The organism is Mesorhizobium sp. M1C.F.Ca.ET.210.01.1.1, assembly GCF_004791585.1.
GTDB lineage: Bacteria > Pseudomonadota > Alphaproteobacteria > Rhizobiales > Rhizobiaceae > Mesorhizobium.
The window spans coordinates 12,642-26,503 of the sequence record NZ_SRUU01000037.1; the positions used below are offsets into that span (position 1 = coordinate 12,642).

At 65.0% G+C, this 13,862-nt stretch carries 15 protein-coding genes; 10 read left to right on the plus strand and 5 right to left on the minus strand.

Annotated elements, in window-relative coordinates:
• Positions 1–4 precede the first annotated feature (4 nt).
• On the minus strand, positions 5–586 hold the full coding sequence (locus EN853_RS28730) for an NYN domain-containing protein (RefSeq protein WP_059189095.1): 582 nt from the start codon (positions 584–586) through the stop codon (positions 5–7).
• Between the two features lie 294 nt (positions 587–880).
• Between EN853_RS28730 and rpoZ the strand changes: the two genes are divergently transcribed.
• From rpoZ to EN853_RS28750, 4 genes are all read left to right on the plus strand, one after another.
• Positions 881–1,285: a DNA-directed RNA polymerase subunit omega gene (gene rpoZ, locus EN853_RS28735; RefSeq protein WP_127862445.1), complete on the plus strand. Its 405-nt coding sequence runs from the start codon at positions 881–883 to the stop codon at positions 1,283–1,285.
• A gap of 172 nt (positions 1,286–1,457) precedes the next feature.
• Complete coding sequence (locus EN853_RS28740; RefSeq protein ID WP_127862444.1) at positions 1,458–3,686, plus strand: bifunctional (p)ppGpp synthetase/guanosine-3',5'-bis(diphosphate) 3'-pyrophosphohydrolase; 2,229 nt, start codon at positions 1,458–1,460, stop codon at positions 3,684–3,686.
• 133 nt (positions 3,687–3,819) lie between these two features.
• Entirely contained in the window at positions 3,820–4,398 is a 579-nt protein-coding gene (gene pyrE / locus EN853_RS28745) for an orotate phosphoribosyltransferase (protein ID WP_127862443.1), read from the plus strand.
• Positions 4,399–4,478: 80 nt separating this feature from the next.
• Positions 4,479–4,859, plus strand: coding sequence for a VOC family protein (locus EN853_RS28750; protein WP_127862442.1), 381 nt, complete (start codon positions 4,479–4,481; stop codon positions 4,857–4,859).
• A 12-nt stretch (positions 4,860–4,871) separates the two neighbouring features.
• Here the strand turns inward: EN853_RS28750 and EN853_RS28755 are convergent, their stop codons facing one another.
• Positions 4,872–5,387 carry a GNAT family N-acetyltransferase gene (locus tag EN853_RS28755; protein ID WP_127862441.1) on the minus strand — a complete coding sequence of 172 codons (516 nt, stop codon included), beginning with the start codon at positions 5,385–5,387 and terminating at the stop codon, positions 4,872–4,874.
• Between the two features lie 210 nt (positions 5,388–5,597).
• On the opposite strand from EN853_RS28755, the gene EN853_RS28760 reads away from it, so the two are divergent.
• From EN853_RS28760 to EN853_RS28785, 6 genes are all read left to right on the plus strand, one after another.
• Positions 5,598–6,182 carry a DUF2062 domain-containing protein gene (locus tag EN853_RS28760; RefSeq protein WP_127862440.1) on the plus strand — a complete coding sequence of 195 codons (585 nt, stop codon included), beginning with the start codon at positions 5,598–5,600 and terminating at the stop codon, positions 6,180–6,182.
• Positions 6,179–6,592, plus strand: a complete 414-nt coding sequence (gene acpS / locus EN853_RS28765; RefSeq protein ID WP_127862439.1) for a holo-ACP synthase — start codon at positions 6,179–6,181, stop codon at positions 6,590–6,592. The genes EN853_RS28760 and acpS overlap by 4 nt, the downstream gene beginning before the upstream one ends.
• Before the next feature lie 80 nt (positions 6,593–6,672).
• Positions 6,673–7,422, plus strand: a complete 750-nt coding sequence (gene lepB / locus EN853_RS28770) for a signal peptidase I (RefSeq protein ID WP_127862438.1) — start codon at positions 6,673–6,675, stop codon at positions 7,420–7,422.
• Between the two features lie 4 nt (positions 7,423–7,426).
• Complete coding sequence (gene rnc, locus EN853_RS28775; RefSeq protein ID WP_127862437.1) at positions 7,427–8,143, plus strand: ribonuclease III; 717 nt, start codon at positions 7,427–7,429, stop codon at positions 8,141–8,143.
• Positions 8,128–9,060, plus strand: coding sequence for a GTPase Era (gene era / locus EN853_RS28780; RefSeq protein ID WP_127862436.1), 933 nt, complete (start codon positions 8,128–8,130; stop codon positions 9,058–9,060). Before rnc ends, era begins: the two co-directional genes overlap by 16 nt.
• A gap of 44 nt (positions 9,061–9,104) precedes the next feature.
• Entirely contained in the window at positions 9,105–9,998 is an 894-nt protein-coding gene (locus EN853_RS28785; protein ID WP_127862435.1) for an aminoglycoside phosphotransferase family protein, read from the plus strand.
• 12 nt (positions 9,999–10,010) lie between these two features.
• Here EN853_RS28785 and EN853_RS28790 read toward each other — a convergent pair whose 3' ends face one another.
• From EN853_RS28790 to EN853_RS28800, 3 genes are read right to left on the minus strand one after another with little or no spacing between them, the layout of a single operon-like run.
• Positions 10,011–10,781: a coniferyl-alcohol dehydrogenase gene (locus EN853_RS28790; RefSeq protein WP_210234818.1), complete on the minus strand. Its 771-nt coding sequence runs from the start codon at positions 10,779–10,781 to the stop codon at positions 10,011–10,013.
• A 17-nt stretch (positions 10,782–10,798) separates the two neighbouring features.
• Positions 10,799–12,277, minus strand: a complete 1,479-nt coding sequence (locus tag EN853_RS28795) for a benzaldehyde dehydrogenase (protein ID WP_210234819.1) — start codon at positions 12,275–12,277, stop codon at positions 10,799–10,801.
• The gene (locus tag EN853_RS28800; RefSeq protein ID WP_127862433.1) at positions 12,274–13,845 is read right to left on the minus strand and encodes an AMP-binding protein; all 1,572 of its coding nucleotides are present in this window, start codon (positions 13,843–13,845) and stop codon (positions 12,274–12,276) included. The genes EN853_RS28795 and EN853_RS28800 overlap by 4 nt, the downstream gene beginning before the upstream one ends.
• Positions 13,846–13,862 lie beyond the last annotated feature (17 nt).

Genomic DNA, 13,862 nt, shown 5'->3' on the forward strand with positions numbered 1-13,862 from the left:
GCTCTCAATAATCGTCCTCGTCGACTTCGGCAGGCTCGGGCCGGCGGACCGGACGCTCGGATGGATCGCGGCCCACCTCGTTCTTCAACGTCATCAGGTCGATGAAGTGATCGGCCTGGCGGCGCAGGTCGTCCGAGATCATCGGCGGCTGCGAGGCCATCGTCGAGATGATCGACACCTTGCGGCCGCGCCGCTGCAGCGCCTCGACCAGCGTGCGGAAGTCGCCGTCGCCGGAGAAGATGACATAGTGGTCGACGACATCGGCGAGCTCCAGCGCATCGACGGTCAACTCGATATCCATGTTGCCCTTGATCTTGCGCCGGCCGGTCGAGTCGGTGAACTCCTTGGCGGGCTTGGTCACCACCTTGAAGCCGTTGTAGTCGAGCCAGTCGATCAGCGGCCGGATCGAGGAATATTCCTGATCCTCGACCAGCGCGGTGTAGTAGTAGGCCCTGAGCAGGTAGCCGCGCTTCTGGAAGCTCGAAAGCAGCTTGCGGTAGTCAATGTCGAAGCCCAGCGCCCGCGAGGTGGCGTAGAGATTGGCGCCGTCGATGAAAAGAGCGATCTTTTCACGGGGATCGAACATTGAAAAAAACCCCTTTCGAAAATTGCTGTCGTCCAAAATGCGCGTGACGGGCCGGGCCGAAAATGGTCCCTCTTTGTCGTCTCCTTCGAGATAGCGCCAGATTTATGGATATCCAAGGGCGTGGGGGCGGATTGCAAGCAATTGTGATCGGCACTATGCGAGTGGCAGGGCAATGTCGGGTTGTTGAGCCGGGCAAGCTTTGGCCGCTGGCGCCATAAAGCTTGTATTTCGGCGGCGTCCTTGTTATGGAGCCCGCCAGTTTTCCATCAAATCCACGCATGAAAGGGGCAGTCCATGGCCCGCGTAACCGTTGAAGATTGCATCGACAAGGTCGATAACCGTTTCGAGCTCGTGCTGCTCGCCGGCCACCGCGCCCGCCAGATCAGCCAGGGCGCGCAGATCACCGTTCCCCGCGACAACGACAAGAACCCGGTCATCGCGCTGCGCGAGATCGCCGAGGAGACGCTGTCGCCGGACGACCTCAAGGAAGACCTGATCCACTCGCTGCAGAAGCATGTCGAGGTCGACGAGCCAGAGGCCGACGGCGAGGCTATCGCCGACCAGACGACCGGCGCCGCCACCGCTGCCGCAGACACGGACGACGCCGAGGAGAACATCGCCTTCGACCGCATGAGCGAGGAAGATCTGCTCGCCGGCATCGAGGGCCTGGTGCCGCCGGAAAAGAGCGACGATTACTAAGAGCTTTTGACAATTCCACTCAGCCCGGTCTCTGAGTGGAATCTGAAAAGCTCCAGAGGTCGCCTGGATCAAGCATCCGGCACTTCCGTATCGTCAGTTTCGTGGCTATCTATGGCATGCGCCGCAAGCAACTGCGGCGCATGATTCATTTCTGCACCGCGAGATCCCGCCCATGATGCGTCAGTATGAGCTTGTCGAGCGCGTGCAGCGCTACAAGCCTGACGTCAACGAGGCGCTGCTCAACAAGGCCTATGTCTACGCCATGCAGAAGCATGGCCACCAGAAGCGCGCCTCGGGCGATCCCTATTTCTCGCACCCGCTCGAAGTCGCCGCCATCCTTACCGAGATGCATATGGACGAGGCGACCATCGCGGTTGCCCTTTTGCACGACACGATCGAGGACACGACCGCGACCCGGGCCGAGATCGACGAGCTGTTCGGGCCCGAAATGGGCAAGCTGGTCGAGGGCCTGACCAAGTTGAAGAAGCTCGACCTCGTCTCCAAGAAGGCCGAGCAGGCCGAGAACCTGCGCAAGCTGCTGCTCGCGATCTCCGAGGACATCCGCGTTCTCCTGGTCAAGCTCGCCGACCGCCTGCACAACATGCGCACGCTCGACCATATGCCCGAGTCCAAGCGCCTGCGCATCGCCGAGGAGACGATGGACATCTATGCGCCGCTCGCCGGCCGCATGGGCATGCAGGGCATGCGCGAGGAATTGGAAGAGATCGCCTTCCGCTACATCAATCCGGAAGCCTATCGCGCCGTCACCGCGCGGCTGGCCGAAATCTTCGAGCGCAACAAGGGTGTGCTGGGCGAGATCGAGAAGGCGCTGTCCGGCCTGTTCGAAAAGCATGCGATCAAGGCCAGCGTCAAAAGCCGGCAGAAGAAGCCGTGGTCGGTGTTCCGCAAGATGGAGGCCAAGGCGCTCTCCTTCGAGCAGCTCTCCGACATCTTCGGCTTCCGTGTCGTCGTCGATACGGTCGAGGATTGCTACCGCGCGCTTGGCGCCATCCACACCACCTGGTCGATGGTGCCTGGCCGCTTCAAGGACTACATCTCGACGCCGAAGCAGAACGACTACCGCTCGATCCACACCACCATCGTCGGTCCGTCGCGCCAGCGCGTCGAACTGCAGATCCGCACCCGCGAGATGAACAAGATCGCCGAATACGGCGTCGCCGCGCATTCGATCTACAAGGACACGGGCGGCAAGGCGAATGGCGCCGCGCACGCGATCTCCAAGGAGACCAACGCCTATGCCTGGCTACGCCGCACCATCGAGCAGCTGGCCGAGGGCGACAACCCCGAGGATTTCCTGGAAAACACCAAGCTGGAGCTGTTCCAGGACCAGGTGTTCTGCTTTACGCCCAAGGGCATGCTGATCGCGCTGCCGCGCGGCGCCACCCCGATCGACTTTGCCTATGCCGTCCACACCGATGTCGGCGACACCTGCGTCGGCGCCAAGGTCAACGGCCGCATCATGCCGCTGATGACGGAACTGAAGAACGGCGACGAGGTCGAGATCATCCGTTCGAAGGCGCAGGTGCCGCCGGCCGCCTGGGAATCGGTCGTCGTCACCGGCAAGGCGCGCGCCGCCATCCGCCGCGCCACCAAGAACGCCATCCGCAAGCAATATTCCGGGCTCGGCGCCCGCATCCTGGAACGCGCTTTCGAGCGCGCCGGCAAGAGCTTTGCCAAGGAGAACCTGAAGCCGGTGCTGCACCGGCTGGCGCGCAAGGACATCGAGGACGTGCTGGCCTCCGTTGGACGCGGCGAGCTCGCATCGACCGACGTCATGAAGGCGGTCTTCCCCGACTACAAGGACGAGCGCGTCACTGTCGCGGCGGCCAAGCAGCGCGAGGAGGGCTGGTCGAAGATCCGCAACGCCGCCGGCATGCTGTTCCAGATGCCCGGCCGCGCCGCGCGCAAGGACAAGGACCAGCAGCGCGACGGCGCTGTGCCGATCCGCGGCGTAGGCGGCGACCTGCCGGTGCGCTTCGCGCCGGAAGGGGCGGTGCCCGGAGATCGCATCGTCGGCATCATCCAGCCGGGGACCGGCATCACCATCTATCCGATCCAGTCGCCGGCACTGCAGGCGTTCGACGACCAGCCCGAGCGCTGGATCGACGTGCGCTGGGACATCGACGAGAGCACCAAGGAGCGCTTCCCGGCGCGCATTTCGGTCACCGCCATCAATGCGCCCGGTTCGTTGGCAGACATCGCCCAGGTCGTTGCGTCCAACGACGCCAACATCCACACGCTGTCGATGGTGCGCACCGCGCCCGATTTCACCGAGATGCTGATCGACCTCGAAGTCTGGGACCTGAAGCACCTCAACCGGCTGCTCTCGCAGCTCAAGGACAATTCGAGCGTCAGCGATGCGCGGCGCGTCAATGGTTGACCATGATCCCGCAAAGTGGGAACCGGTTTGCGGGCAAGATCATGGTCTGAAGGAACAAGACCATGATCCCGCAAAGTGGGAACCGGTTTGCGGATAAGATCATGGTCCGAAGGAAGAACTGGGACAGGTAGAAATGAACACCGACGAAGTGCTGGGCATTTTCCGCGAGGCCGGCGCGGTTCTCGAAGGCCATTTCATCCTGACGTCCGGTCTGCGCAGCCCGATCTTCCTGCAGAAGGCGCGCGTCTTCATGCATGCCGACAAGACCGAGCGCCTGTGCAAGGCGCTGGCGCAGAAGATCCGGGAAGGTGTGCCGGGCAGGATCGATTACGTCGTCGGCCCGGCGATCGGCGGCCTGATCCCGGCCTATGAGACCTCGCGGCATCTCGGCGCGCCGGCGATCTGGGTCGAGCGGGAAGGCGGCGAGTTCAGGCTCCGCCGCTTCGAGATCGCCAAAGGATCGCGTGTCGTCATCGTCGAGGACATCGTCACCACGGGTCTGTCGATCCGCGAGACCATCGAGTGCCTGCGCGAGCTCGGCGCCGAGGTGGTGGCGGCCGGCTGCATCATCGACCGCTCGGCCGGCAAGACCGATGTCGGCGTGCCGCTGATCGCGCTCGCCGAATATGAGGTCCCGGCCTATCCGCCTGATCGCCTGCCGCCCGAACTCGCCGCCATACCCGCCGTTAAGCCGGGAAGCCGGAATATCTGATCTGACCTCGCAATGCATGAAAACAGGCACTTGAGCGCCCCGCTTGAATCTCTTTGCCAGCGACGCACGTGGCGATCGCGATGATCGCCGGCATCGATCATTTCGTGCTGACGGTCCGCTCGGTCGCAGCGACCTGCGATTTTTACTGGCGCGTGCTGGGCATGCGGCGGCTGGATGAGCCGAACCGGCCGACCGCGCTCCTGTTCGGGTCGCAGAAGATCAACCTGCACGAGGTCGGCCGCACCTTCGAGCCGAAGGCAAAGGCGCCGACGCCGGGCTCCGGCGATTTCTGCCTCGTTGCCGCAGCGCCCCTTGCCGAAATCCAGGCCAGTCTCGCGGCGAATGGGGTGACGATTGAAGTCGGGCCGGTCGAGCGCACCGGCGCCCGCGGCAGGATGATGTCGGTCTATTTCCGCGATCCCGACGACAATCTGGTCGAGGTCAGCGAATATCTGGAATAGCTGCGGGTCCACTCAACCGAGGTCGAGCCGCATCGCGCAGCGACGGTCCAGCGGCATGCCGTGCTCGGCCTCGCCGCTGAGCAGGCCGGAGAGACGGCCGTCGACCTCTGCCCCCTCCAGAATGCGGAACCCGAACTTCCGATAGAAGGGCGCATTCCAGGCGACGTCGCGAAACGTGGTCAGCGTCACCGTGCTCAGTCCGCGCCGCTTGGCATCCTCGATTGCCCGCTCGATCAGGGCGCGGCCGATGCCTGAGCCCTGTCGGTCGAGGCGCACGTCGAGTTCCCAGATATGCAGCGCGCCGCCTTCGACCCCTGCGCTCAGGAAGCCGATGGGCTGATCCTGCTCGTCCGCCGCAACCCAGCATGCGCCCTTGGCGATCAACTCATGGTGCCGCTCGGCGCTGACATTGTCGCCGTCGGCGAGCCAGGCGAGGTCCGGAATGGCGCGGAACGCCAGACCGGCGGACTGCTCGATATCCGGCATCGCCTCGGCGTCGTCGGCTCGTGCCGGTCGAATGGTGATCATCGGCTTTGCTCCGGCTCTTTTCCTCAGTTTCGCCAGAATGGCGCTCTTGTTACGGCCTGCGGCAGACCATCGCGGCGACATTTCGTTGTTCCGCGGCCTGGCCGTCGCTATATCAAAGTTTTGTTGCCTTCCTGCGCCCTCGGAGCGCAAGATATGTAGGCGCGACCCGGTTGGCAGGGGAGCGCGTGTTGGACCAGGAACTGAAACAGAGTGCTTTTTCGACGCCGAGAGCCTGATGGCCTCCTGGAGCGGGTGCGTACTTACCTGTGGCCGCGCCGCTCCTTCTCGCGCTCTGTTCAGTATTTTTCCAAGCGCATCCTGCGGCTGAAGGCGACTCCCCATTCCGTCGCGGCCGGTGTAGCGGCGGGCGTTTTCGCCTCCTTCTTCCCGCTTGGCTTCCATTTTGTCATTGCCGCCGTCATCTGCTGGGTCATTGCCGGCAATCTGGTGGCGGCGGCGCTCGGCGCGGTGTTCTTCGGCAATCCGCTGACCTTCCCACTGCTGTGGGGGGCGTCCTGGGAGACCGGCAAGCTCATCCTGCATGAGCGCCTGCCCAAGCACGGGCCGCCCGAGCATCTCGGCGAGATGATGCACACACTTTCCTTCGCCAAGTTGTGGCACCCGGTGCTCGAGCCGATGCTCATCGGCGCCGTGCCGCTCGGCCTCATCTTCGGGCTTCTGTTCTACGGCGCCACCCGCTGGGGCATGACGGTGTTTCGTGAGCAGCGCAAGAAACGCATGGCCGAACGAGCCAAGAAGGCGGGACAAGGCGGACGGGAAGTTCCCGCGGAATGATCATCGGCATCGGCAGCGACCTGATCGACATCAGACGTATCGAGAAGTCGCTGGAACGGCACGGCCAGCGCTTCATCCAGCGCATCTACACCGAGGTCGAGCAGGCGAAATCGGAAAAGCGCGCAGCGCGTGCCGCCTCCTACGCCAAGCGCTTCGCCGCCAAGGAGGCCTGCGCCAAGGCGTTGGGCACCGGCATGGCCGAGGGCGTGTTCTGGCGCGACATGGGCGTGGTCAATCTGCCCAGCGGCGCCCCGACCATGGCACTCACCGGGGGCGCTGCGGCCAAGCTGGAGAAGATCCTGCCCAAGGGCCATCGTGCGCTGATCCACCTCACCATCACCGACGATTTTCCGCTTGCTCAAGCCTTTGTGATCATCGAGGCAGTGCCCGCCGAACAAGCGCCACATTGATTCCATCTGACCACGGGCGGCATGACGTTGCCCAGCGCGCGCCGAGACTCTATACCAACCAACGCACAATCGAGGACGACATGAGCGTGGCTGAAAAATCGCAGAAGAAATCCGGCGGGCTTGGCGAAACCTTCTCCGTCATCATCCAGGCTCTGCTGCTCGCGCTCGTGATCCGCACGCTGCTGTTCCAGCCCTTCTCCATCCCGTCCGGCTCGATGCGGCCGACTCTGCTCGAGGGCGACTATCTGTTCGTCACCAAATGGGCCTATGGCTATTCGCGCTACTCGCTGCCGTTCGGTCCCGATATCTTCTCCGGCCGTATCTGGGGCTCCGAGCCCAAGCGCGGTGACGTCGTTGTGTTCAAGTTCCCGCCGGATCCGTCCGTCGACTACATCAAGCGCGTCGTCGGCCTGCCCGGCGACAAGATCCAGGTCAAGGACGGCCAGCTCTTCATCAATGGCACCGCCGTGCCGCGTGAAAAGGTCGGCCAGATCGACAATCCCGACATCACCGAGGTCGATCGTCCCGTCGACGTCTATCGCGAGACGCTGCCCAATGGCGTCACCTATGACACTCTCGACCTGACGCCCAATTCGATCGGCGACAACACGCGCGAGTTCGACGTGCCGCCCGGCCACTATTTCATGATGGGCGACAACCGCGACAATTCCTCCGACAGTCGCTTCACCGTCGGTTTCGTGCCGGCCGAGAACCTTGTCGGTCGCGCCAATGTCATCTTCTTCTCGATAGCCGACGGCGCCAGTCCGCTGGAAATCTGGAAGTGGCCGTCGCTGATGCGCGTCGGGCGCCTGTTCCATTTCGTCCACTAGAGCGATGGCGGCCACCAAGCGTTTGACCGCCGATGCCCTTGCCGAAGCGCTTGTCGAGCGCACCGGCCATGCCTTCGCCGATCGCCAGCGTCTGCAGCGCGCGCTGACCCATGCCAGCGCGCGCTCGACCCATGCTGGCGTCGACTACGAACGCTTCGAGTTCCTGGGCGACCGTGTCCTCGCCCTTGTCGTTGCCGACATGCTGCTGGCCGCCTTCCCCGATGCCGCCGAGGGCGAGCTGTCACTGCGCCTCAACGCGCTGGTCAATGCCGAGGCGCTCTCCGAGATCGCCGAGGAGATCGGCTTGCCGGCACTGGTCCGCGCCGGCTCCGACGTGCGCAACCTCGAAGGCCGCAAGCGCACCAACCTCCGCGCCGACGCGCTGGAGTCGCTGATAGCCGTGCTTTACCTGGATGGCGGCCTTGAGACTGCCCGCGCGTTCATCCACCGCTACTGGCAGCCGCGCTCGCAGGCGATAGGGGCTGCCCGCCGCGATGCCAAGACCGAATTGCAGGAATGGGCGCACCAGGCGGCATCGGGCGCCGTCCCGGCCTACCGGGTCGACGGCCGCGAGGGACCTGACCACGACCCGCTGTTCACCGTCAGCGTCAAGGTCGGCGCTTTCGCGCCGGCCATCGGCAGCGGCCGGTCCAAGCGCGAAGCGGAGCAGGCGGCGGCCGCGGCGCTGCTGCTGCGCGAAGGCGTATGGAGCGCTGCATGACCGGCATTGAAACTTCCGAAACCCCCGCCACCCATTCCGGCTTCGTCGCGCTGATCGGCGCGCCCAATGCCGGCAAGTCGACGCTGGTCAACCAGCTGGTCGGCGCCAAGGTCTCGATTGTCACCCACAAGGTGCAGACGACGCGCGCGATCGTGCGCGGCATCGCAACGCACGACAATGCGCAGATCGTCTTCGTCGACACGCCCGGCATCTTCAAGCCGAAGCGGCGACTGGACACGGCAATGGTCACCACGGCCTGGGGCGGCGCCAAGGACGCCGATGTCGTGGTGCTTCTGATCGATGCCGAGCGCGGCATCAGGGGCGACGCGGACGCCATCCTCGACCGCCTGAAGGACGTCAGGCAGCCGATGCTGCTCGTCCTCAACAAGGTCGATCGGGTCAAGCCGGAGACGCTTTTGGCGCTCGCCGCGGCAGCGAACGAACGCGTGCCGTTCAAGCGCACCTTCATGGTCTCGGCGCTGACCGGCTCCGGCTGCAAGGACCTGCTCGACTATCTTGCCGAGACGCTTCCCGCCGGGCCTTGGTACTATCCGGAAGACCAGATCTCCGACCTGCCGATGCGCCAGCTCGCAGCCGAGATCACCCGCGAGAAACTCTATCTCAGGCTGCATCAGGAACTTCCCTATTCCTCGCATATCGAGACCGAGAAATGGGAAGAGAAGAAGGACGGCTCGGTGCGCATCGAGCAGGTCATCTATGTCGAGCGCGACAGCCAGAAGAAGATCGTGCTCGGCCACAAGGGCGAGACGATCCGCGCCATCGGCCAGGCTGCGCGCACCGAGATCGCCGAAATCCTCGAGCAGAAGGTGCACCTCTTCCTGTTCGTGAAGGTGCGCGAGAACTGGGGCGACGACCCCGAGCGCTACCGTGAGATGGGACTGGAGTTTCCTCACTGATGCATGTCGTTTAGGAATGCCACCCGTCGATCTGGGACAACGGCATGCATAATCCTAAGCTAGGTATCGACACCGATCTCGTGCGCCGGCTGGTCGATGCTCAGTTTCCTGAATGGCGGCATCTGCCGGTGAGCCCCGTTGCCTCCGGCGGCTGGGACAACCGCACCTTCCATCTCGGCGACGAGATGACGGTGCGCCTGCCAAGCGCGGCTCCCTATTCGCTGCAGGTCGAGAAGGAGCATCGCTGGCTGCCGCAACACGCGCCGCATCTGCCGCTGCCGATCCCGATGCCGCTCGCCATGGGCGAGCCGGCGGCTGGCTATCCCTGGCACTGGTCCGTCTACCGCTGGATCGAAGGCGAGACGGCCAAGACGGGACAGATCACGGATCTTCGCGCGTTCGCGCTCTCGCTCGCCGATTTCCTGGTCGCGCTGAAGCGGATCGATCCGACCGGGGGGCCGGCGCCGGGCCAGCACAATTTTCATCGCGGTGGGCCGCTGACGGTCTATGACGGCGAGGCGAGGCTGGCCATCGCTGCGCTCGAAGGCGAGATCGACACGCAAGCGGCCACCATCGTCTGGGAGGCGGCCCTTGCCGCCACCTGGCACGGCTCGCCCGTCTGGTTCCACGGCGATGTCGCCTGGGGCAATCTCTTGGTCCACGAGGGCCGCCTGAGCGCCATCATCGACTTCGGCACCTCGGGCGTCGGCGATCCGTCCTGCGATCTTGCGATCGCCTGGACCTTTTTTGAAGGCGAAAGCCGAAAGGCGTTTCGCGATCGCATCGCCGTCGACGACGCCACCTGGGCGCGCGGCCGCGGCTGGACGCTGTGGAAGGCGCTGATCACCCTTGCCGGACACGACGCCAACCAGGCCGAGGCCGAAAAATCCCGCCGCGTGATCGACGAGGTGCTCGCCGATCACTGGCGCTGGACCTGAGAGCAGCCGGTCTCAGACGTAGGTGGAGGCGAGCCCTCCGTCGATCGGCAGGTTGACGCCATTGATCCAGCGCGCCGCATCCGAGCACAGGAAGACGACAGCCGGCGCGATCTCGTCTCCGAACGCTGGCCGCTTCATCCTGCCGGCGTCGGCCTGGACGCGATCCTGGCCGAGCATCGCGATGAAGTCGCCGAGGATTGGCGTGAAGACCGGGCCGGGCGCGACAGAGTTCATCCGGACATCGTGGGACAGGAAGAGTTCCTGTGCCTGCGTCAGTGTCCAGACGATCAAGGCCTCCTTGAAGTATTGATAGCAGGTCTCCTGCGGCACCGGATTCGCCACCAGCCAGTCGTGACCGGACCGGAAGCCTTCGGTCTTCGCCAGGGCCTTGTGCAGGGCGAGCCGCTCCGGCCACGCAGCGCCCAGGATCGAGGCGAAGTTGACGACTGCCCCGCCGGGCGCAAGCCGGCATATCACCGTCTCGGTCAGGTGGCGCAGGCCGAGATAGTTCACGCGCGCGACAATGTCCTTGTCCGCGGTGCCCGGTACCCCCGCCGCGTTCACCAGGGCGTCGAATTTCGCGGGCAGGGCCGAAACGGCCTCGTCGATCGCGTCCGGCCTGGAAAGGTCCGCCTTCACGAAACCGTCGAGGCTGATCATGGGATCGTTTCGGTCAATGCCGATCACCTTGGCGCCATGGAAGCGGGCAAGGCGGGCAACCTCGGCTCCTATTCCGGAAGACGCGCCGGTGATGACCACAAGTTTGTCGGAGAGATTCATCATGCGACCTTTCTTGACGGTCAGAACGGATAGGGCGTTGCCTGTTCCTTCACGGAGACCCAGACCCACTGGGTGAATTCCTCCCAGATCGCCGGTCCCGAGACGCGGCTGCCATTGCCCGAGCGCCGCCGGCCGCCGAAGGGCGCATGCGGCCCCGCATTGACGGTCTGGTCGTTGATGTGCAGATGGCCGACCTCCAGCCTTTCGCCGACCGACCTGGCGCGGTCGACGGAGGCGGAAATGACACCCGCGGCCAGGCCATATTCGGAGCTGTTGGCAAGCGCGATCGCCGCCTCTTCGTCGCTGAATGCGGCAATGCAGGCCACTGGCCCGAAGATCTCCTCCTCGAAGGCACGCATCCCAGGCTTGACGCCGGATAGAACCGTTGCCGGATAGAAGCGGCCGTTCGCCTTGCCTCCGGCGAGCAGACTGGCGCCCTTGGCGACGGCATCGTCGACGATGCTCTGGATCTTCTCGACCTGGGCATCGGAGATGATCGGTCCGAGCGCCACCTGGCCGGTCGAAGGATCGCCGGCAACCAGGTGCCCGGCCTTGGCGGCGAGCCGCGAAGCGATCGCATCGGCGCGCTTTTCGTCGACCAGGACGAGACCGGTCGACATGCAGATCTGCCCCTGATGCAGGAAGGCGCCCCAGGCAGCGTTGGACGCGGCGACGTCGAGATCGGCATCGTCGAGAATGATGAGGGCATTCTTGCCGCCGAGCTCCAGCTGGACCTTCTTCAGATGCTTGCCGGCGAGTTCGCCGACCCGGCTTCCGGCCGATGCCGACCCGGTGAACGAGACCATGGCGATGTTGGCGTCCGTGCAGAGGGCCTCGCCGGCTTCAATGCCGCCGGGGACGACATGGAAAACCCCCGCGGGCAGGCCTGCTTCCTCCAAGAGGCGCGCGATGATGATGCCGCCGGAAATCGGCGTGCGCGGATCCGGCTTGTGCACGACGGCGTTCCCCGTCGCCAGGGCGGCGACGATCGCGCGGACAGACAGGACAAGCGGAAAGTTGAAGGGCGAGATAATGCCGACGACGCCGTGCGGCACCCGCCGCGCATAGTTCTGGCGCCCGGGATCCATGGTGGCGAGCACGATGCCGTTCGGCTCGATGGCGGCAGCCGCGGCATGGCGGATGAAGCCGCAGCTGTGCTCGATCTCGATCTGCGCCTTGGGCCGGATGGAGCCGGATTCGCGAATGATCCAGCCGATGAGCTCTTCGCCATGGTGGTCCAAGATGTCGGCCGCCTTGTTCAATATGGCGGCGCGCTCGGCGGGCGGGGTCGCTGCCCATGTCGGCTGCGCGCGACGAGCCTCGGCCGCCGCCCTCGCGATATCGACCGCGCCGCCGATGCCGATCGAGGCCACCAGCGTGTTGGTGGCGGGATCGCGCACCTCGGCGAGGCCGCCGGCCGTCTCGCGCCAGCCGCCCAGAAATGCCTTGCCAGTCCACCGCGCCTCGTCGATGAAGCTCTCCCTTTGTTGGATGTTCACTCGTTGATCCTCCCTTGCTGGCATTCGGAACTGGCCTGCTGCACGCGCAAGGAATCCGGCCCTGCTGCTTCCCGCGCCCGCAGCACATGTTTCTGGATCTTGCCGGAGGCCGTGCGGGGCAAGGCCTCCAGCGGACAGAAGGTCTTTGGCACCTTGTAGCGGGCGATACGCGCGGCGCAGTGGCTGGCGAGCGCCGCCGCATCGAGGATACGGCCCGGCTTCATCACCACATAGGCGCGGCCAACTTCACCCCACTGCGCGTCGGCCACGCCGATCACCGCAACCTCGGCAATGTCGGGATGATCGAGCAGGGCTGCCTCGGCTTCGGCCGGGTAGACATTTTCGCCACCCGAAATGAACATGTCCTTGCGGCGGTCGATGAGGGTCACGAAACCATCCTCGTCCATCCGGCCGATGTCGCCGGTGCGAAACCAGCCATCGGCGCTGAAGGCGTTCGCCGTCTCGTCCGCGCGGTTCCAGTAGCGGGGGGTGACGTTCGGACCCGCGATCCAGAGTTCACCCGGCTCGCCCGGCGCCACGTCGCGCTCGTCCGCGCCGACGAGGCGTATCGACAGCAGCGGTGCCGCTAGGCCTGCCGCTCCGGCCTTCCCGGCGATCACCTGCGGGTCGATCGGCATGCCGAGAACCGTGCCTGCTTCCGTCATGCCGTAGCCGTCCACCATCGCGATGCCTTGTTCGAGCCACCAGCGAATGTTGGCGGCAGGATTAGGCGCGCCGCCGGTGAAGATGGCGGTGAGCGATGTCCAGCGGGAGGGGGCGAAATCCGCTTGTTCCCGCAGCATTTTTGCCATTTGCGGCACGCAGAAATAGTGCGTCACGCCGAGGGCGGGGTCGGCGAGGCGCCGGTTCGTCGCGCCGGCATCGAAACCGGAGGAAATCAGCACCGTCGCCCCTTGCAGCAAGGGCGGCCGCAGGCTGGTGAGCAGCCCGATCACGTGGAACATCGGCGAATCGCAGAGAAAGACGCTGCGATTGCCGACCCGCCCCAGCACGCCGAAATTGATCGCTGTCGCCAAGGCATTGCGCTCGGTGAGGATGACCCCTTTTGGGCGTCCCGATGTGCCGGATGTGTAGAGGATGATCGACGGCGCATCGCCCGACGGCAAGGCGCGACGAGGTGCTGGCGGTGCCGCAGCGACGTCGGTGACAAAGGCGCCAACCTCGACGGCAGCGCAACCTTGCCGCGGCACCGACCGTGGCGCTGCTTCGTCCCGGACAAGCAGGGCTGGCTCGCCATCGGCGAGGATGGCCTGCTGCTCGGCCGGTGAGAGCCGCCAGTTGACCGGTACGAAGATTGCGCCGATCCGCATCGTGGCCTGTTGCAGGATCAGCAGGTCCGCGCTGTTGCGCGCGATCGTTGCGGCCCGCTGCCCCGCCCTCAGGCCGTATCCGTCGGTGAGGACCGTGACGGCGCGCTGGATCGCCGCGTCCAGCTCCGCATAGGTCCAGCGGCGGTCCGTCGCGAGATCGACGCAGGCAACGCGATCGGGCTGCGACCGGGCGTAAAGCGCCACCGGGTCCGGGGTCATCCAGTGTGGCATCGGCATCTCCTCCCCAGTGCCGG

Excerpts from the sequence above, each read along its gene's own strand:
- EN853_RS28730 (WP_059189095.1), bottom strand. The coding sequence starts at position 586 with ATGTTCGATCCCCGTGAAAAGATCGCTCTTTTCATCGACGGCGCCAAT.
- rpoZ (WP_127862445.1), top strand. The coding sequence starts at position 881 with ATGGCCCGCGTAACCGTTGAAGATTGCATCGACAAGGTCGATAACCGT.
- EN853_RS28740 (WP_127862444.1), top strand. The coding sequence starts at position 1,458 with ATGATGCGTCAGTATGAGCTTGTCGAGCGCGTGCAGCGCTACAAGCCT.
- pyrE (WP_127862443.1), top strand. The coding sequence starts at position 3,820 with ATGAACACCGACGAAGTGCTGGGCATTTTCCGCGAGGCCGGCGCGGTT.
- EN853_RS28750 (WP_127862442.1), top strand. The coding sequence starts at position 4,479 with ATGATCGCCGGCATCGATCATTTCGTGCTGACGGTCCGCTCGGTCGCA.
- EN853_RS28755 (WP_127862441.1), bottom strand. The coding sequence starts at position 5,387 with ATGATCACCATTCGACCGGCACGAGCCGACGACGCCGAGGCGATGCCG.
- acpS (WP_127862439.1), top strand. The coding sequence starts at position 6,179 with ATGATCATCGGCATCGGCAGCGACCTGATCGACATCAGACGTATCGAG.
- lepB (WP_127862438.1), top strand. The coding sequence starts at position 6,673 with ATGAGCGTGGCTGAAAAATCGCAGAAGAAATCCGGCGGGCTTGGCGAA.
- rnc (WP_127862437.1), top strand. The coding sequence starts at position 7,427 with ATGGCGGCCACCAAGCGTTTGACCGCCGATGCCCTTGCCGAAGCGCTT.
- era (WP_127862436.1), top strand. The coding sequence starts at position 8,128 with ATGGAGCGCTGCATGACCGGCATTGAAACTTCCGAAACCCCCGCCACC.
- EN853_RS28785 (WP_127862435.1), top strand. The coding sequence starts at position 9,105 with ATGCATAATCCTAAGCTAGGTATCGACACCGATCTCGTGCGCCGGCTG.
- EN853_RS28790 (WP_210234818.1), bottom strand. The coding sequence starts at position 10,781 with ATGATGAATCTCTCCGACAAACTTGTGGTCATCACCGGCGCGTCTTCC.
- EN853_RS28800 (WP_127862433.1), bottom strand. The coding sequence starts at position 13,845 with ATGCCGATGCCACACTGGATGACCCCGGACCCGGTGGCGCTTTACGCC.